The organism is Streptomyces sp. NPDC012466 (assembly GCF_042955215.1).
Lineage (GTDB): Bacteria > Actinomycetota > Actinomycetes > Streptomycetales > Streptomycetaceae > Streptomyces.
In genome coordinates this window covers 1,362,393-1,381,282 of record NZ_JBIBEQ010000001.1, presented here as the reverse complement: position 1 = coordinate 1,381,282, position 18,890 = coordinate 1,362,393, and the positions used below count along the sequence as shown (strand labels likewise).

General features: G+C 70.4%; 12 protein-coding genes. 5 read left to right on the top strand and 7 right to left on the bottom strand.

The genetic code is table 11. The features are described from left to right. The first annotated feature begins 39 nt into the window (after positions 1-39). Both dxs and ACFY9E_RS06165 read left to right on the top strand, forming a co-directional pair. Positions 40-1,965, top strand: coding sequence for a 1-deoxy-D-xylulose-5-phosphate synthase (gene dxs, locus ACFY9E_RS06170; protein WP_390979776.1), 1,926 nt, complete (start codon positions 40-42; stop codon positions 1,963-1,965). Between the two features lie 165 nt (positions 1,966-2,130). Further along, entirely contained in the window at positions 2,131-3,645 is a 1,515-nt protein-coding gene (locus ACFY9E_RS06165) for an amino acid permease (RefSeq protein ID WP_390979774.1), read from the top strand. A 300-nt stretch (positions 3,646-3,945) separates the two neighbouring features. On the opposite strand, the gene ACFY9E_RS06160 is transcribed toward ACFY9E_RS06165, so the two are convergent. Beyond that, on the bottom strand, positions 3,946-4,317 hold the full coding sequence (locus ACFY9E_RS06160) for an NTP pyrophosphohydrolase (protein ID WP_390979772.1): 372 nt from the start codon (positions 4,315-4,317) through the stop codon (positions 3,946-3,948). Between the two features lie 82 nt (positions 4,318-4,399). Here ACFY9E_RS06160 and ACFY9E_RS06155 point away from each other — a divergent pair, with 82 nt between their 5' ends. From ACFY9E_RS06155 to ACFY9E_RS06145, 3 genes are all read left to right on the top strand, one after another. Next, positions 4,400-5,419 carry a hypothetical protein gene (locus ACFY9E_RS06155; RefSeq protein ID WP_390979770.1) on the top strand — a complete coding sequence of 340 codons (1,020 nt, stop codon included), beginning with the start codon at positions 4,400-4,402 and terminating at the stop codon, positions 5,417-5,419. A 231-nt stretch (positions 5,420-5,650) separates the two neighbouring features. Next, a complete protein-coding gene (locus tag ACFY9E_RS06150) occupies positions 5,651-6,922 on the top strand; it encodes a nucleotide sugar dehydrogenase (RefSeq protein WP_390979768.1) in 1,272 nt (423 codons plus the stop codon). Further along, on the top strand, positions 6,919-8,685 hold the full coding sequence (locus tag ACFY9E_RS06145) for a glycosyltransferase (protein WP_390979766.1): 1,767 nt from the start codon (positions 6,919-6,921) through the stop codon (positions 8,683-8,685). Before ACFY9E_RS06150 ends, ACFY9E_RS06145 begins: the two co-directional genes overlap by 4 nt. A gap of 75 nt (positions 8,686-8,760) precedes the next feature. Here the strand turns inward: ACFY9E_RS06145 and ACFY9E_RS06140 are convergent, their stop codons facing one another. The 6 genes from ACFY9E_RS06140 to ACFY9E_RS06115 all read right to left on the bottom strand — a co-directional run bounded on the left by ACFY9E_RS06140 (position 8,761) and on the right by ACFY9E_RS06115 (position 18,727). After that, on the bottom strand, positions 8,761-10,188 hold the full coding sequence (locus ACFY9E_RS06140; RefSeq protein ID WP_390979764.1) for a polysaccharide deacetylase family protein: 1,428 nt from the start codon (positions 10,186-10,188) through the stop codon (positions 8,761-8,763). Between the two features lie 56 nt (positions 10,189-10,244). Continuing rightward, on the bottom strand, positions 10,245-11,696 hold the full coding sequence (locus ACFY9E_RS06135) for a cellulose binding domain-containing protein (RefSeq protein ID WP_390979762.1): 1,452 nt from the start codon (positions 11,694-11,696) through the stop codon (positions 10,245-10,247). 162 nt (positions 11,697-11,858) lie between these two features. Beyond that, complete coding sequence (locus tag ACFY9E_RS06130; RefSeq protein ID WP_390979760.1) at positions 11,859-13,988, bottom strand: 3-hydroxyacyl-CoA dehydrogenase NAD-binding domain-containing protein; 2,130 nt, start codon at positions 13,986-13,988, stop codon at positions 11,859-11,861. Beyond that, positions 13,985-15,202 (bottom strand): thiolase family protein, encoded by a 1,218-nt coding sequence (locus tag ACFY9E_RS06125; RefSeq protein ID WP_381427908.1) that lies wholly within the window; start codon positions 15,200-15,202, stop codon positions 13,985-13,987. The genes ACFY9E_RS06130 and ACFY9E_RS06125 overlap by 4 nt, the downstream gene beginning before the upstream one ends. A 121-nt stretch (positions 15,203-15,323) precedes the next feature. Next, on the bottom strand, positions 15,324-16,361 hold the full coding sequence (locus ACFY9E_RS06120; protein WP_390979758.1) for a substrate-binding domain-containing protein: 1,038 nt from the start codon (positions 16,359-16,361) through the stop codon (positions 15,324-15,326). After that, positions 16,358-18,727, bottom strand: coding sequence for a glycoside hydrolase family 2 protein (locus ACFY9E_RS06115; RefSeq protein WP_390979756.1), 2,370 nt, complete (start codon positions 18,725-18,727; stop codon positions 16,358-16,360). The genes ACFY9E_RS06120 and ACFY9E_RS06115 overlap by 4 nt, the downstream gene beginning before the upstream one ends. Positions 18,728-18,890 lie beyond the last annotated feature (163 nt).

Below are 18,890 nucleotides of genomic sequence, written 5' to 3'. Positions count from 1 at the left end.
CGACAAGCCCGGCAACAGCTCTACTGCAAGGAGGCACGGGTGCCGCTGCTGACCCGTATCAGGGGACCGCGCGATCTGGACCGGCTCAACCTGGAGGAGCTGAACCAGCTGGCGGAGGAGATCCGCAGCTTCCTCGTCGAAGCGGTCTCCAAGACCGGCGGACACCTCGGCCCCAACCTCGGCGTGGTGGAGCTCACCATCGCCCTGCACCGGGTCTTCGACTCGCCCAAGGACAAGGTGCTCTGGGACACCGGCCACCAGTCCTACGTCCACAAACTGCTCACCGGCCGCCAGGACTTCTCGAAGCTGAAGATGAAGGGCGGCCTGTCGGGCTACCCCTCGCAGGCCGAGTCCGAGCACGACGTCATCGAGAACTCGCACGCCTCGACCGTCCTCGGCTGGGCCGACGGCATCGCCAAGGCCAACCAGATCCTGGAGCGCGACGACCACGTCGTGGCCGTGATCGGTGACGGTGCGCTGACCGGCGGCATGGCCTGGGAGGCGCTGAACAACATCGCCGACGCCAAGGACCGCCCGCTCGTCATCGTCGTCAACGACAACGAGCGCTCCTACGCGCCGACCATCGGCGGCCTCGCCAACCACCTGGCGACCCTGCGCACCACCGACGGCTACGAGCGCTTCCTCGCCCGCACCAAGGAGGTCCTGGAGCGCACGCCCGTCGTCGGACGGCCGCTCTACGACACCCTGCACGGCGCCAAGAAGGGGCTGAAGGACTTCATCGCCCCGCAGGGCATGTTCGAGGACCTCGGCCTGAAGTACGTCGGGCCGATCGACGGGCACGACCTGGAGGCCCTGGAGTCGGCGCTCGCCAAGGCCAAGCGGTTCGGCGGGCCGGTCATCGTGCACTGCCTCACCGAGAAGGGCCGCGGCTACCAGCCCGCCCTCCAGGACGAGGCGGACCGCTTCCACGCCGTCGGCAAGATCCACCCCGACACGGGCCTGCCGATCGCCAGTTCCGGCGCCGACTGGACGTCCGTCTTCGGCGAGGAGATGGTCAAGCTCGGCGAGGAGCGCGAGGACATCGTCGCCATCACGGCCGCCATGCTCCAGCCGGTGGGCCTGGACAAGTTCGCCAAGCGCTTCCCCAAGCGCGTCTACGACGTCGGCATCGCCGAGCAGCACGGCGCCGTCTCCGCGGCCGGTCTGGCCACGGGCGGCGTGCACCCGGTGTTCGCCGTGTACGCCACGTTCCTCAACCGCGCGTTCGACCAGGTGCTGATGGACGTGGCCCTGCACAAGTGCGGCGTCACCTTCGTGCTGGACCGGGCCGGCGTCACCGGCACCGACGGGGCCTCCCACAACGGCATGTGGGACATGTCGATCCTTCAGGTCGTCCCGGGGCTGCGCCTGGCCGCGCCGCGCGACGCCGACCAGGTGCGCGCCCAACTGCGCGAGGCCGTCGCCGTCGACGACGCGCCGACCGTGGTCCGCTTCTCCAAGGGCGCCGTCGGCCCCGCCGTGCCCGCCGTGCGGCGCGTCGGCGGCATGGACGTCCTGCGCGAGCCCGGCACCGACCGGCCGGACGTGCTGCTGGTCTCCGTCGGCGCCCTCGCGCCGATGTGCCTGGAGATCGCCGCTCTGCTCGACAAGCAGGGCATCTCCACGACCGTCGTCGACCCGCGCTGGGTCAAACCCGTCGACGAGGCCATGGCCCCGCTCGCCGAACAGCACCGCGTGGTCGTCACCGTCGAGGACAACAGCCGGGTCGGCGGCGTCGGCTCGACGATCGCCCAGGCGCTGCGCGACGCGGGGGTGGACGTGCCGCTGCGGGACTTCGGCATCCCGCCGCGCTTCCTCGACCACGCCTCCCGCGCCGAGGTCCTGGCCGAGATCGGTCTGACCGCGCCGGACATCGCCCGGCAGGTGACCGGCCTGGTCGCCAAGCTGGACGGACTCCCCACCGGTCGCAGCGCCGCGGACGCCGTGGAGAGTGCGCGCGACTGACGCGGCCGACGGGGCCGATACGGCCGAACGGGTACAGGATGGGCCGGTTTCCCCACCATGAGGGTGGTGGAACCGGCCCATTGGCGTGAATTCGCCCGTGCCGGGGCATACGGATGGTGCCACCTCTCGATCATGTCGAGGACGACGAGCGTGGGAGGTAACCCCGTGAGCAGTACCCTCTTCCGGACGAAGAAGGTCGAGCAGTCCATCCTCGACACCGAGGAGCCAGAACACGCGCTCAAGAAGTCCTTGTCCGCGCTGGATCTGACCGTCTTCGGCGTCGGTGTGATCATCGGTACCGGCATCTTCGTTCTCACCGGCACGGTCGCCAAGAACAACGCCGGGCCGGCCACGGCTCTGGCGTTCGTGGCGGCCGGCGTCGCCTGCGCCCTGGCCGCCCTCTGTTACGCCGAGTTCGCGTCCACGGTCCCGGTCGCCGGGTCCGCCTACACGTTCTCGTACGCCTCCCTCGGTGAACTGCCCGCCTGGATCATCGGCTGGGACCTGGTCCTGGAGTTCGCACTCGGTACGGCGGTGGTGGCCGTCGGCTGGTCCGGCTACATCCAGTCGCTCATGGACAACGCGGGCTGGAACATGCCGGCGGCCCTCGGCAGCCGCGAGGGCGCCGAGGGCTTCGGCTTCGACATCCTCGCCGCCGCGCTCGTCCTCGTCCTCACCGGCATCCTCGTGGTCGGCATGAAGCTGTCCGCGCGGATCACGTCGATCGTCGTCGCCATCAAGGTGACGGTCGTCCTCGTCGTGATCATCGCGGGCGCGTTCCTCATCAAGGGCGACAACTACGACCCGTTCATCCCCAAGGAGCAGCCCGTGGAGGCAGGGGCGAGTCTCGACTCCCCTCTGATCCAGCTCATGTTCGGCTGGGCACCCTCCAACTTCGGCGTGATGGGCATCTTCACCGCCGCCTCGGTCGTGTTCTTCGCCTTCATCGGCTTCGACGTCGTGGCCACGGCCGCGGAGGAGACCAAGAACCCGCAGCGCGACATGCCGCGCGGCATCCTCGGCTCCCTCGTCATCTGCACCACGCTGTACGTCCTCGTGTCGATCGTCGTCACCGGCATGCAGCACTACTCCAAACTGTCCGTCGACGCCCCCCTCGCCGATGCCTTCAAGGCCACCGGACATCCGTGGTACGCGGGCTTCATCAGCTTCGGCGCCGCGGTCGGCCTGACGACGGTGTGCATGATCCTGCTGCTCGGTCAGACGCGTGTGTTCTTCGCGATGAGCCGCGACGGCCTGCTGCCACGGTTCTTCTCGCACGTCCACCCGCGGTTCAAGACACCGCACCGGCCGACGATCCTGCTCGGCGTGGTCATCGCCGTCCTCGCCGGGTTCACGCCGTTGACGGAGCTGGCCGCGCTGGTCAACATCGGAACGCTGTTCGCCTTCGTGGTGGTCGCCATCGGCGTGATCATCCTCCGCAAGAGGCGCCCCGACCTGCCCCGGTCCTTCCGCACCCCGTGGGTGCCGGTCATCCCGATCCTGTCGGTGTGCGCCTCGCTGTGGCTGATGATCAACCTTCCCGCCGAGACGTGGGTCCGCTTCGGCATCTGGATGGCCGCCGGCTTCCTCGTCTACTTCCTGTACGGCCGCAGCCACAGCCGCCTCGCCCGCCGCGAGGCGGGGGAGGAACAGCCGAGCGTGGGCGGCGGCACGCCGTAAGGCGGCCGGGGCCCCGGTCGCTCGATGCGGGCCGTGCTGCGCGCCCGGCGCCGGGTGTCGGGCCGGGGGCGCGTCGGGGGGCCGTCGTCGGAACGGCGCGGGGGGCGTACCGACTCACTCCCCGCTGACGCGCCGACCGGTGCGGGCGGACACCCCCGACCCGCCCCCTTCTCGCGTCCGCGGGTACGGATCCGCTCGGCCCGCGGGCGCGCGGGCCGCCCGGGGCGGCACGGAGGGGCAGGCGGCACCCCGCTGCGCCGGGGTGCGGACCCGCCCGGCCCCGGCCTCGGCGTACCGCACCTACGGTCGGACGGACCGCGGCCCCGCCACCTCCGCCCCCAGTTCCCCGACCCGCCTGCGCAGCTCCCGGTCCGCCGTGATCACCAGGACGGACCGGTCACCGGCCGACGCCACCACCTCGACGATGTGGTCGTCCCCCTCGCCCGGCGCCGACGACACCCGCACCCCCGGCACGGACTCCACCCCCCGCGCCGCCCCCTCCACCACCAGGACGATCTCCGCCGGGCCGGGGACGGCGGGAACCCCCTTCGACGCCAGCCGGTCACGCAGCCGTTCCGCCGCGCCCCGACGGTCCCGCCACCACCCGTCCGGCACCGATCCGACGACGTTCGCGGCGTCGACGACGACGAGGACAGGCGCGTTGGCGTTCATGTGGCCAGGGTCGCACGGCGGACGGACCCGAGGCAGAGGCCGGCGGGCGCACCGGGCCCTGTCGGGCGCATAAAGTGAACAGGTGAACGGCGACTGGCTCATCCGCGGCCGCGACGGCCGCCTCACCGTCTACCTGCCCTCCGGCGACGCCGTCCTGTGCCGTGCGGAACGGGGCCCCGCCGGCCCCTGGGAGGACGCTCCACGCACCGTCGGCGGCAGCCAGAGGCTGCACCCGGGTGCGGCGGTCGGCCAGGGCACCGACGGGTACGCCCACCTGGCCGCCTGGCGGCCCACCGTGCCGGGGGAGTCCGGGCTCGTGCACTCCACGCACTTCCGGCCGGGGCTCGCGGCCCTGGACTGGGTCCCGATCGGGCACCCGGACCAGAAGGGCGAGCGGACGGGCCCGCCGGCCGTCGCGGTCGACGGTGCGGGGCGCGGCTATGTCTTCGTCCGGAACGGAAGCGGCGGGGTGAGCCTGCGCAACCAGAAGGTCAAGGGCGGCTGGGGAGGCTGGCTGAACCTCGGAGGGCAGGACGTCGAGGGGGAGTTGGCCGCCGTGACGGGGGAGTCGGGGCTCGTGGAGCTGTACGCCTGCGTGCCCGGCGGGATCCTGCGCTGGCGGCAGGAGGGGGACGGGAAGAAGCCGGTGCGGGCCGAGGGAGTCGACGCCTCCGTCCGTCCGGGGACCCTGCGCGCGCTCGCCACGTCCGCCGACCGCACCACCCTCTTCTTCACCGACACCTCGGGGGACCTGTGCGTCTGGCGCCCCGGTGAGAAGCCGGTGACCCTCCTCGCGTCCGCCGGCCCCGGCCCGGTCTCCGCGGTGCGGTGTGAGATCGAGGGGCACGACTGCACCGTGCTCGCGCAGCGGTCGGCGAGCGGACGGGTCGCCTTCGCCGCGTATCCGACCGAGCAGGAGTCGGCCGGTGCCTGGTGGACCGAGTCCGGCCCTCAACTGCCCGCCGACGCCATGGTGTCGGTGGCGCTCGACGAACACGACGAGGTCGTCGCCGCCTCCCTCTCGCCCTCGGCGGGGACCGTGCTGCTCACCCGCCGCAAGGACGAGCCGGGGCTCGCGCTGGAGGCCTGGAGGGAGGTCTGACGCCCTCCGGTAACCGGAACAGAACCTGTCACTCTGTGGCTCTCGACGCTCCAGACACCCGAGCTGTGTCGAGGGTTGTACAGATGTGTGCGTGACAAGGCGCACCTCGGGTGAACGTGGTCAAAAAGTGAAGGTCTTGTTAGCCTCCTCGGACTTGTTCGATTTTGCTCGGGGGGCCGGTTGCTGCAGCGTCTGGCCGACGCCGTGGCAACGGGGTTGGGGAATGATGTCGTGAGCAGATCCTCCACGGTGGATCTTGTCGTTGTCGGACTCGGTTACGTGGGGCTGCCGTTGGCAAGGTCCGCCGCTGCCGCGGGCCTGAAGGTGGTCGGTCTCGACCGCAGCCGGCGGGTGATTGACGGACTGAACACCGGCCGTTCACACGTCGACGACATCACCGACGCCGAAGTGCGCGCCATGCTGGACCAGGGCTTCGAGGCCGTCGACCGGGCCGACGTGATCGCGGACGCCGCCGCGGTCGTGGTGTGTGTTCCCACGCCGCTCACCGATCACGGTGCCCCGGACCTCGGCGCGGTGCACGCCGCCGTCGACGACATCGCCGCCCACCTCACGGCCGGCACCCTCGTGGTGCTGGAGTCCACGACGTACCCGGGCACGACCGACGAGGTCGTCCGGCCGCGTCTGGAGGCCGGGGGCCTGCGCGTCGGCATCGACTTCCACCTCGCCTTCTCCCCGGAGCGCATCGACCCGGGCAACGCCTCCTTCGGACTGGAGAACACGCCCAAGGTCGTCGGCGGCATCACGGCCGACTGCACCAAGGCCGCCCGCACCCTCTACGAGCGGTTCGTGAACCGGGTCGTCGAGGCCAAGGGCACCCGCGAGGCCGAGATGGCCAAGCTGCTGGAGAACACGTACCGGCACGTCAACATCGCGCTCGTCAACGAGATGTCGATGTTCTGCCGCGAGATCGGCGTCGACCTGTGGGACGCGATCCGGTGCGCCTCCACCAAGCCGTTCGGGTTCGCGCCCTTCTACCCCGGCCCCGGCGTGGGCGGGCACTGCATCCCGATCGACCCCAACTACCTGTCGTACAAGGTGCGTTCGCTGGGCATCCCGTTCCGGTTCGTGGAACTGGCGCAGGAGATCAACCAGCGGATGCCCGTGCACGTGGTGAACCGGGCCGCCGATCTGCTCAACGACCAGGGCAAGGCCGTGCGCGGGTCCCGCGTGCTGCTGCTCGGTGTGACCTACAAGCCGGACATCTCCGACCAGCGGGAGAGCCCGGCGCTGGCCGTCGCCGAGACCCTCCTCGCGCGCGGTGCCGAACTCGTCTACTTCGACCCGCGGGTCGAGGACTGGCGCGTCGGCGGTGAGCCCGTCGAGCGGGCCGGGGACTACCTCGCCGCCGCCGAGGCCGCCGACCTCACCATCCTGCTCCAGCCGCACCGCGAGATCGACCTGGACGTGCTCGCCGACCGGGCCCGGGCGCTCTTCGACACGCGGGGCAAATCCGCCGACCACCCGCGGGTGGTCAAGCTGTGACTGCCGACGACGCGTACATACCGGGCGCCGTCGACTCCGGTGGCCGACGGGCCCACCGCAAGCGGCGGCACCTGAAGGTCTCGTACTTCGTCTTCCTGGGCCTGGCCGCGCTGATCGCCACCCGGCTCGACGCCGGTTCCCTGCACCTGTACTCGATGGGTGCCATGGGCCTGCTGGCCCTGAAGATGTTCGGCGCCCTCTTCTACCGCCCGGCCAAAGCGGGCCGGGAGGAACTGGAGTACCTGGAGAACGCCTGGGTCACCGCGGTCATCCCGATCTACAACGAGGACCCGGTGATGTTCGAGCAGGGCATGCGCAGCCTTCTCGCGCAGAGCCGCCTGCCGAACGAGATCCACATCATCGACGACGCCAGTGCCAACGACTCCGGCATCCGGGCCGCCAAGAAGATGCGCCGCGAGTTCGAGGCCAAGGGCGTCAAGTACACCGTCAGCGTCCAGCCCGAGAACAAGGGCAAGCGCGAGGCGCTGGCGCTGGGCTTCGAGGCCGCGCCGTACTCCGACATCTTCCTGTGCGTCGACTCGGACACCGTGCTCTCCCGGGACACCGTGCGCGAGTTGCTGCTGCCGCTGGCCGACGAGAAGATCATGGCCTCCACCGGCATGGTGCTGGCGCTCAACCACGACAGCAACATCTTCACCCGCCTCCAGGACCTGCGCTACGGCAACTCGTTCCTCTTCGAGCGGGCCGCCTACTCGCGGCTGAAGTCGGTCCTGTGCTGCTGCGGCGCGCTGTCCGCGTACCGCGGCACACTGGTGCGCAAGTACCTGCCGGACTTCCTCAACCAGCAGTTCCTGGGCAAGCCGGCCGTCTTCGGCGACGACCGCCGCATGACCAACTACTGCCTGATGGAAGGCCAGGTCGTCTTCCAGGAGACCGCCGTCGGCTACACGGCCGTCCCCGAGAAGCTGCCGCACTTCCTGCGCCAGCAGGTGCGCTGGAACAAGTCCTTCTTCCGCGAGTCGCTGTGGGCGTTCCGGCACCAGAAGAAGTACCGCCCGGCCTTCTGGCTGACCTGCATGGAACTCGCGCTGTGGCTGGTCTTCGGCTCGGCGATGTTCTACTCGATGGTCATCCTGCCCATCATGAAGCCCCAGCAGTTCGTCCACCACATCGGCGACTACCTGGTCTTCATGGTCCTCATGGGCTATCTCCGCAATGTGCGCTACCTCGACTTCCCGCGCCGCGGCATGGGCTTCGTCAAGCGCTTCGGCATGTTCCTGCTCGCGCCGATCTACGGCGTGATCCAGCTGACCCTGCTGACCCCGCTGCGCTTCTACGCCCTGTTCACCCTCCACAAGGGCAGTTGGGGCACCCGCCAGGGCGGCGTCGAGGTGTCCGTGGCCGGCGACCACGAGAACGATGTGACGGAGATCTTCGAGGAAGAGGACCCGTACTCCGACAAGAAGGTCACCGAGACGCTCCAGTTGATGCGCCTGGAGGGCGTGGCGCTGCGCACCCGGCCCCGCCCGGAGGGCGGCATCCCCTCCCAGCCGCAGCCGATCCCCGGGTACGACGAGGAGCAGCACGCGGCCGTTCCGCAGCAGCGCGTGAGCTGGGGGGCGCCGGCACCGGCGGGGCACCCGCAGTGGCAGGGCGGGCACCCCGGGCACCACGACCCGTACCAGCAGCAGTACCCGGGCCAGGGCGGCCACGCCCCGCAGCAGGGGGGCTATCCGCCCCAGGACCCCTCGTGGCACCAGGGCCAGGGGCAGGGCCAGGGATACGGGCAGGGCGGCTGGTAGGGCCGCAGGAGAACGCGGAGAGGGGCGGCCGGGGGGCCGCCCCTCTCCTGTGCGTCCGGGCCGTGCGTCCGGGCCTCAGGTGTAGGAGGCCATGGCCTCCTCGACCGTCAGCACCGGGATGTCCCGGTCGTCGATCGCCTTCATCAGTGTCTCCAGGCCCGCCTTGCCGATCTCGGTGCTCGTCGCGGGGGCGCCGTCGACGACCTTGTGCAGACACAGGATCAGCCAGTCACCGCTGTTCACGCACCGGTCGAGCCGGCCGCCCGCGCCCGTGAGCTTCGACAGGGCCGTACCACCGATGCCCGTGCCGTCGTTGATGCCCGTCAGCGCCTTGAGGCGGTACGGCATCGCCGGGGCGAAGGACTCGATGGTCTCGGAGATGATCGACCGGGCCGTGGTGAAGTGCCGGCTCGCGATCTGGTCGACCGGCACCCCGTCGGACGTCTTCTGGAACGCGCCGTGCGGATAGGCGAAGTGCTCGCTGGTGAAGCCGTTGGACACCAGCCACTCGCGCAGCTTGCGGAAGTCGTCGTCGGCCTGCTCGGCGGTGAGCTTGGGGTAGCTGGCCGTGTGGACGGCGTTCGCGTACGAGTGGCCCCCCATCTCCCAGCCGGAGAAGTCCTGCATGGACCGCATCTGGTTGAGTGTCAAGAAGCTGCCGGTGCCGATGGCGTCGGCGATGTTGTAGACCGTGCCGGGGAAGCCGTAGCGGTCCATCACCGGCCGGGCCAGGTCGTGGATCGACTTGTGGGAGTCGTCGAAGGTGATGGAGACGACGCCCTTGGGGAAGACGGAGACGGTGTCCGGTATCAGCTCCACGGCCTGCAGCCGGTAGGTCACCGGGCCGCCCGCGTCGTCGTACACGGCGAACGACATGTCGGTGAAGCCGGTCTTCGTGGACGGCTTGCCGTCGGCGCCGATGGAGTACGTGCCGGCCGCCGCGTTGACGTCCGCCCACTGGAGGTGGACGGTCACCCACTCACCGGACTGGACGTAGTTGGCCGAGGTCTTGGAGTGGACGTGGTGCGTCCAGGCGAAGTGGTTCGCGAGGGAGCCGCTGCCCAGGTAGAAGACGAGCTTGGCCAGGTTCGTCACGTCCTCGACGCGGAAGACCAGCCGGATCATCTTGCCCGTCAGGCTCATCGCCGGCATGCCCGTCTTGCGGACGTAACTCTGCTTGCCGGTGCCGCTCGTGGTCACCCGGACCGACTGGGTGCCGCGGACGAAGACGGACTTGTCGTTCGCCTCGGCCGACGCGGTGCCCGTGCCCCCGGGCGTCCAGCCGTGGCCGGACTGGAACTGCTGGGACCAGCTCGCCCGGCGGTACTTGGGGCGGCGGCCCGAGGGGGCGTAGAGGGGAGGCGTGGTGAGGCCTCCGATGCCGGCCCCGGCGGCCGGGGCCGCGGCGGGCTGCGCCACCACCTTGCCCAGCCACGCGCCGCCGCCGGCCATCGCGACGCCTCCTGTGCCGCCCATCAGCAGTGCGGAACGCCTGCTGACCACCGGCTTGTCCTCCGTTGCCTCGGCAGCGTGCCTGTGGGCGCCGGACCGCCTTTTCCTCACCGGGACTCCCGAACCGTGTCGAAGTAGTTCATGCCCTCGCCGGTGAAGCCTTCGACAGCGGACTGCACTTGCTTCGCCGACAGGGTTTCGTTCGCGCTGTAGTAGAGCCAGTCCACCTTCATGTCCCAGGCGCGGTCGCCCTTGAACGGCAGATCGATGAACCAGTGGTTGAAGTTCACGGACATGTCCGCACGCGGGGTGTACTTGCCGTCGCTGAGGAAGAGCTTCTTGCCGTCGAGCCAGTAGGCGACGACGCCGTCCTTCACCCTGATCAGCACGGTGTGCCAGGTGTCGAGGCTCTTGTTGGTGGTCTTGTAGACCCGGTCGTTGGTCTTGTGGTCGAACCAGGTCACGGTGTCGAGCTTGGGACCGGGACGGCCCCAGCCGCCGTTGGGCATGTACTCGTTGTCCAGCTCGCTGTACGTCGAGCCCGTGCCGCCGATGGTGTAGAAGGTCTGGTTGACGTGGTCGCCGGTGTCCCCCGTGGCCGGCTCGTCGCTGAAGTGGATCCGGGCCGCGTAGGTGCCGTCGCGGAACTTGCTCGCGGCCGTGCCGAGGCTCGCCTGCTTCGTCCCGGCCTTCGTACCGTCCGTGCTCGCCCGCAGGTTGAGCACCTGGCCGTCGGCGTGCGAGCCTTCGGCGGTGGGGAAGCTGACGCCGTCGGCCGACCAGGTGTTGTCGACGCCCGGGCCGCCCTTGCTGGTGCGGACCAGCCAGCCGTGCTTGAACAGGGCCGGGTCCTTGGGGCCCTGGTAGGTGAAGTCGTCGAACAGCACCCCGGCCGGAGGGGCCGGCAGCGGGTCGGCCGCCGAAGCCTTCGCCGTGGCCTTCTTGGCGTCGCTCGCCTTGGTGCCGTCCGGCTCCTCGCCCCAGACAAGGACGCCCCGCTTGTAGGCGGTGACCTTCTCCGCCGCCTTGTAGCTGGTCATCTCCGCGTCGAAGGAGCGGTCGTCGGACTGCTTCAGCTTCTTGCGGTCGGTGCGGAAGAGCTGGAGGTCGATGCCCTTGCTGTTGGCGCCGGGCTTCAGGCTGCCCGCGGCGGCCGTGAACCGGACCTCCAGGTAGTGGTCGGCGGTGTCGGTGGGCTTGTCCATCGTGACGATCCGACCGGCGACGTTGGAACAGCCGAAGACGACGTTGACACAGTTGAAGGCGTACGAAGAGGGGCCCGCGGCGCCGTCGGCCGTGAACCAGTACCGGAGCGTCACATCGCTCAACGGCACTGCCGTCTCCGTGTCGTTGAAGACCTCGAAGGACGGCTTGGCCGCCGCGGCCGTCGCCGGGGTGTCGGTCCGGTAGCGGACCTTCAGCTCGGGCGGATCCGGGTTCGCGGCCTTCCACACGGGGTACAGCGCCGTGCCGCCGGCGGCGACGACCGCCACGAGGAGCAGGAGCCTGATCTTGGGCCAGACCCGGCGTCGGGGTGTTCGGCGACGAGGGGACGCCACGCAGGACTCCTTCGAGGGCACCCTGCGGTCTTGGGTGGAGACCGTCAGGGTCGGGTAAACAATGGTCGGATTGTGTGAGGATCCTATCCGTGGCGGCATGCACAAAGGGGGGCGGGTGCACGGATTGTTACCGTACGCCCCACCCCCCTCAGGGGTTACGCGTTACGCCGGGACGCTCGCGACGCCCTGGGCCAGGAACCTCTTGCCGTTCACGCGCTCGGAGACACCCTCGCGGTCCAGGTACGGCGTGATGCCGCCCAGGTGGAAGGGCCAGCCGGCGCCCGTGATGAGGCAGAGGTCGATGTCCTGGGCCTCGGCGACGACGCCCTCGTCGAGCATGATGCCGATCTCCTGCGCCACCGCGTCCAGGACGCGGTCGCGGACCTGCTCCTCCGTCAGGACGGTGTCGCCCTGCTTCAGCAGCGCGGCGACCTCGGGGTCCAGCTCGGGCTTGCCGCTGTCGTAGACGTAGAAGCCGCGCTTGCCCGCCTCGACGACCGCCTTGAGGTTCGGGGAGACCGTGAAGCGGTCCGGGAACGCCTTGTTGAGCGTCTCGGAGACGTGCAGGCCGATCGCCGGGCCGACCAGCTCCAGCAGGACCAGCGGCGACATCGGCAGACCGAGCGGCTCGATGCCCTTCTCGGCGACCTCGACGGGGGTGCCCTCGTCGATGATGTTCTGGATCTCGCCCATGAAGCGGGTCAGGATGCGGTTCACGACGAACGCCGGGGCGTCCTTGGTGAGTACCGCGGTCTTCTTCAGCTTCTTGGCGACACCGAACGCCGTGGCGAGGGAGGCGTCGTCGGTCTTCTCGCCGCGGACGATCTCCAGCAGCGGCAGGACGGCGACCGGGTTGAAGAAGTGGAAGCCGACGACCCGCTCGGGGTGCTTCAGCTTCGAGGCCATCTCCGACACCGACAGCGAGGAGGTGTTGGTGGCGAGGATCGCGTGCGCCGGGGCGACCGCCTCGACCTCCGCGAACACCTTCTGCTTGACGCCCATCTCCTCGAAGACCGCTTCGATGATGAAGTCGGCGTCCGCGAAGCCTTCGGCCTTGTCCAGCACACCGGTGACCAGCGCCTTGAGGCGGTTGGCCTTGTCCTGGTTGATCCGGCCCTTGCCGAGCAGCTTGTCGATCTCGGCGTGGACGTAGCCCACACCCTTGTCGACGCGCTCCTGGTCGATGTCGGTCAGCACGACCGGCACCTCCAGGCGGCGCAGGAACAGCAGCGCCAGCTGGGAGGCCATCAGACCGGCGCCGACGACGCCGACCTTGGTGACCGGGCGGGCCAGGGACTTGTCCGGGGCACCGGCCGGGCGCTTGCCGCGCTTCTGCACCAGGTTGAAGGCGTAGATGCCGGAGCGCAGTTCACCGCCCATGATGAGGTCGGCGAGCGCCTTGTCCTCGGCGTCGTAGCCCTGCTGGAGGTCGCCGTTCTTGGCGGCGGCGATGATGTCCAGGGCGCGGTAGGCGGCCGGGGCGGCGCCGTGCACCTTGGAGTCCGCGATGAAGCGGCCCTTGGCGACGGCCTGGTCCCAGCCCTCGCCGCGGTCGATCACCGGGCGCTCGATCTCCAGCTCGCCCTTGAGGACGGCGGCGGTCCAGATCAGCGACTGCTCCAGGAAGTCCGCGCCCTCGAAGATCGCGTCGGCGATCCCGAGCTCGTAGACCTGCTTGCCCTTGAGCTGCTTGTTCTGGTTGAGGCTGTTCTCGATGATCACCGAGACGGCCTTCTCGGGGCCGATCAGGTTCGGCAGCAGCGTGCAGCCGCCCCAGCCGGGCACCAGGCCGAGGAAGACCTCGGGCAGGGAGAACGCCGGGAGGGCCGCGGAGACGGTGCGGTAGGTGCAGTGCAGACCGACCTCGACACCGCCGCCCATCGCGGCGCCGTTGTAGTACGCGAAGGTCGGCACGGCCAGCTTCGACAGCCGCTTGAAGACCTCGTGGCCGCCCTTGCCGATGGCGAGCGCGTGCTCGTACTCCTTGAGGATCTCCACGCCCTTGAGGTCGGCGCCGACCGCGAAGATGAACGGCTTGCCGGTGATGCCGACGCCGATGATCTCGCCGTCCGCCGCCTCCTTCTCGACCTGGTCGATGGCGGTGTTCAGGTTCGCCAGCGAGGCCGGGCCGAAGGTGGTCGGCTTGGTGTGGTCGTGGCCGTTGTCCAGGGTGATCAGGGCGAAGCGCCCGGCACCCAGCGGGAGGTCGAAGTGGCGTACGTGCGCACTCGTGACGACCTCGTCCGGGAACAGTTCGGAAGCCTGCTTCAGAAGCTCGGCGGTGGTGCTCACTTGTCCCCCTCGAAGTGCGGGTTCTCCCAGATGACCGTCGCGCCCATGCCGAAGCCGACGCACATGGTGGTCAGGCCGTAGCGGACGTGCGGCTGCTCCTCGAACTGGCGCGCCAGCTGCGTCATCAGACGGACGCCGGAGGAGGCCAGCGGGTGGCCGAAGGCGATGGCGCCGCCGTACTGGTTGACGCGCTCGTCGTCGTCGGCGATGCCGTAGTGGTCGAGGAAGGCCAGCACCTGGACGGCGAAGGCCTCGTTGATCTCGAACAGGCCGATGTCGGAGATCGACAGACCGGCCTGGGCCAGCGCCTTCTCCGTCGCCGGGATCGGACCGTAGCCCATGACCTCCGGCTCGACGCCCGCGAAGGAGTAGGAGACCAGGCGCATCTTGACGGGGAGGTCGTGCTCCCGCGCGAAGTCCTCGGAGGCGATGAGCGAGGCGGTGGCGCCGTCGTTCAGACCGGCCGCGTTACCGGCGGTGACCCGGCCGTGCACACGGAACGGGGTCTTCAGGCCGGAGAGGTTCTCCAGGGTCGTGCCCGGGCGCATCGGCTCGTCGGCGGTGACCAGGCCCCAGCCCGTCTCACCGGCCTCGGGGGAGGTGCGGCGTACCGAGACCGGCACCAGGTCGGCCTGGATCTTGCCGTTGGCGTACGCCTTGGCGGCCTTCTCCTGGGAGCGCACGGCGTACTCGTCGGCGCGCAGCTTGGTGATCTGCGGGTAACGGTCGTGCAGGTTCTCCGCGGTCATGCCCATGAAGAGGGCCGACTCGTCGACCAGCTTCTCGGAGACGAACCGCGGGTTCGGGTCCACGCCCTCGCCCATCGGGTGGCGGCCCATGTGCTCGACACCGCCCGCGATGGCGATGTCGTAGGCGCCGAAGGCGACGGAACCGGCGACCGAGGTGACGGCCGTCAGGGCGCCGGCGCACATGCGGTCGATGGAGTAGCCCGGCACGGACTGCGGGAGACCGGCGAGGATCCCGGCGGTGCGGCCGATGGTCAGGCCCTGGTCACCGATCTGCGTGGTCGCGGCGATGGCGACCTCGTCGATCTTCTTGGGGTCGAGTCCGGGGTTGCGGCGCAGCAGCTCCCGGATCGCCTTCACGACGAGGTCGTCGGCACGGGTCTCGTGGTAGATGCCCTTCGGGCCCGCCTTGCCGAACGGGGTGCGGACGCCGTCGACGAAGACGACGTCCCTGACGGTACGAGGCACGATGGCTCTCCTCCAGGGTCAGGATCTGCATTGCTGCTGCGATGCGCTGAGCGCGCGCTCAGGCCCCATGCTACTTATGAGTAACGTAGCTGCACAGTCCTGACAGGGGGAGCGGTGAAGGTCACACCTTCGGCGGTGCCGTGGAGCCCCGCGGGGTCAGCACGGGAGTGGGCACCGGATGCGATCCGGCCTGGCCCCCGGTGATCACCGAGAACAGCGTCCGGGCCACCTCCGCCCCGAACCCGTGCACGTCATGGCTCATCGCCGACAGGGTCGGGTGCGTCAGCCGGCACAGCTGCGAGTCGTCCCAGGCCAGCAGCGACACGTCCTGAGGCACCCGCAGCCCCATCTCCGCCGCCACCGACAGCCCCGCCACCGCCATGATGTCGTTGTCGTAAACGATCGCCGTCGGCCGGTCGGCGGGCGACGCCGTCAGCAGCGACCGTGTCGCCCGCGCCCCCGCGTCGCCCGAGAAGTCCGTCGCGACCTGCCACGCCCCGGCCAGTGCGAGTGCCCCGGCCGCCTCGTCGAACGCCGCCGTCCGGATCGTCGTGTGACCGAGCTCCGCCGCCCCGCCCACCCGGGCGATCCGCCGGTGCCCGAGCGCGGCCAGATACCGCACCGCCTCCGTCACGGCCGTGGCGTCGTCGGTCCACACCGACGTGAGCCCCCCGGTCAGCGAGGGGTGCCCGACGGCGACCACCGGCATCCCCAGGCGCTCCGCCAGGGCCGAGCGGGGGTCGTCGGCCCGGAAGTCGACGAGGATCGACCCGCCGATCTGCCGCCCCCGCCACCACGCCTCCTGGACGGCCACCTCCTCGTCCATGTTCCGCACGAGCCGCAGCAGCAGCGAACTGGAGTGCTCGGTCAGCACGCTCTGCACGCCCGAGACGAACTCCATGTACCAGGGCTCCAGTCCGAGCACCCGCGCCGGCCGGCACACGGCCAGCCCGACCACGTCCACCCGCGATCCGGCCAGCGTCCGTGCCGTGAGGCTCGGCGCCCAGCCCAGCTCCCGCGCCGCCCGGAAGATCCGGTCCCGGGTGGCCTCCGACAGCCCGGGCTTGTGGTTGAACGCGAGGGACACGGCACCCTTGGACACACCGGCGCGCGCGGCGACGTCCTTGATGGTGACGCGAGGGGTCGGCGTTGCCGTCATCGGGTGGGCTCCACGCAGTACAGGGCAGAACGAGCGGTCTCCGCGTCCGGAGTCTTCCAGCCGCGGACCCCGATGGTCACCTCTTCGCCCGGCAGCAGCGTGACCCGGCCCCGGTCGGCCCGCGCCCCCGGCTCCAGCCGGTCGGCCTGGAGGAGCAGGTCCCGGACCAGGGTGCGGGCGGTCACCGTGATGCCGCCCGGAGTGAGCGCGACGTCGAACCGCGGGGCGGGATAGGGGACGTCGCGGTCGGGCACGGGGAAGTGCACCGCCCGCAGCCCGCCCACGTCGGCGACCAGGAACTCCTTCGGCCCGGCGGGCGTCAGCTCGCGCGGCACGTCGACACGCCCCACGGTCCGCTTCCCGGCCAGCAGTTCCCCGTCCGCCCGCCCCAGCACCTCGCCCTCGACGGAAAGCCGCCGCAGGGTCAGTGTGTCCCGCCAGTCGTCCGCTCCCTGGTTGACGGCGGCCAGCTCCAGCCCGCCGTCCCCCGCCCGGATCGTCAGCAGCCGGTCCGCGTACAACCGCTTCAGCTCGTGGTACAGCGGCTTCTCCCGGCCGTCCCCGTCGATCGCCGCCCAGGACGTCACCGGCCAGCAGTCGTTGAGCTGCCAGACGATCGTGCCCGCGCACACCGGCCAGTGCGCACGCCAGTGCTCGATCCCGGCCGCGACCGCCCGCGCCTGGTTGAGCTGCATGAGGTAGTGCCACCGGTCGAAGTCCCCCTCCGGCAGAGCGAAATGCCGCCCGAGTCCCCGCTCCAGCTTGCCGTTGCCGTCGTCCGCCTTCTGGTGGTGCAGCATGCCGGGGGAGTCCGGCGCGAGCTCCTCCCCGGGCAGGGCGCGGCGCAGGGTGGTGTACGCGGGAGGCGCCTGCCAGCCGAACTCGGCGACGAACCGGGGCACGCTGAGCCGGTAGTCCGCGTAGTCCTCCCGGTTCCACACCTCCCACGAGTGGTGGGTGCCGTGCGCCGGGTCGTTCGGGTGGTGCCGCCAGGACCCGGACCAGGGGCTCCCCGCGGTGTACGGCCGGGTCGGGTCCGACTCGGCCACCACGCGCGGCAGGAGGCCCAGGTAATAGCCCTCGCCCCAGGAGTCCCCGGCCAGCCGCGGCTCCCACTCCCAGTCCCGGAAGCCCCACAGGTTTTCGTTGTTGCCGTTCCACAGCACGAGCGAGGGATGCGGCATCAGCCGTACGACGTTCTCCCGGGCCTCGGCCTCCACCTCGCCGCGCAGCGGCTGTTCCTCCGGGTAGGCCGCGCACGCGAACGGGAAGTCCTGCCAGACCAGCAGGCCGAGTTCGTCGCAGGCGTCGTAGAAGTCCTCGCTCTCGTAGATCCCACCGCCCCAGATCCGCACGAGGTCCACGCCCGCGGCGGCCGCCTGCTCCAGCCGCTGCCGGTAGCGCTCGCGGGTGATGCGGGACGGGAAGACGTCGTCGGGGATCCAGTTGACGCCCCGCGCGAAGAGCCGCTCGCCGTTGACGACGAGGGTGAAGCCGGTGCCGTGCGCATCGGGCCGCCGGTCCAGCTCCACGCTGCGGAAACCGATCCGCCGCCGCCACACGTCCAGGTCGTCCTCGCCGTGCAGCAGCCGCAACTCGATGTCGTAGAGCGGCTGTTCGCCGTACCCGCGCGGCCACCAGAGTCGCGCGTCCGGCACCCGCAGCCGTACGGTCCCGCCCGCCCCCTCGATCTCCGCCCGCGCCCGCACCCCCGCGACGGTCGCCTCCACGGCGAGCGGTGCCTCCACCCGGGTCCGCTCGACGTCGACGGCCAGCTCGACGACGCCCGTGCCCTCCTCGACGGTGATCAGCGGGCGCACCCGGGCGATCCGGGCCGTCGACCAGTGCTCCAGGCGCACCGGCCGCCAGATCCCGGCCGTCACCAGGGTCGGCCCCCAGTCCCAGCCGAAGGAGCAGGCCATCTTGCGCAGGTACTGGTAGGGCTCGGCGTAGGCGGCGGGCCGTTCGCCCAGCCGGCTCCGCACGGCCTCGGCCTCGGCGTAGGCGGAGACGAACCGCACGGACAGCCGCCCGGACAGGCCCGTCACGTCGAACCGGTACGAGCGGTGCATGTTGCGCACCTTCCCCAGCGGCCGCCCGTCCAGGGAGATCTCGGCGACGGTGTCGAGCCCGTCGAAGACCAGGTCGGTCTGCTCCTGCCCCGGGGAGCCGCCGATCTCCCGCTCGTACGTCCAGTCGCGGCGCCCCACCCACGCCACCTCGGCCTCGTTGCGGCCGAGGAACGGGTCCGGGATCACCCCGGCCGCCATCAGATCGGTGTGCACGCAGCCCGGCACGGTGGCCGGCAGCGTGTCCGCGTCGTGCCGCAGGATCCATCCCTCGCCGAGCGGTGTGGCCTCCAGCATGCGCACTCCCTTAACCGGTTCAGTGAAGAGTCGAGTGTCGGTTTCGCATCGTTGGCGGGATTGGGACTTTACCGGTTGAGTGCACGCTGTCAGAGTTCCGAACCAGCCATACCGCACGTGCTCGTCCGTCCCGAGTTCCCCTCCGCGAACGGAGCTGATGCAC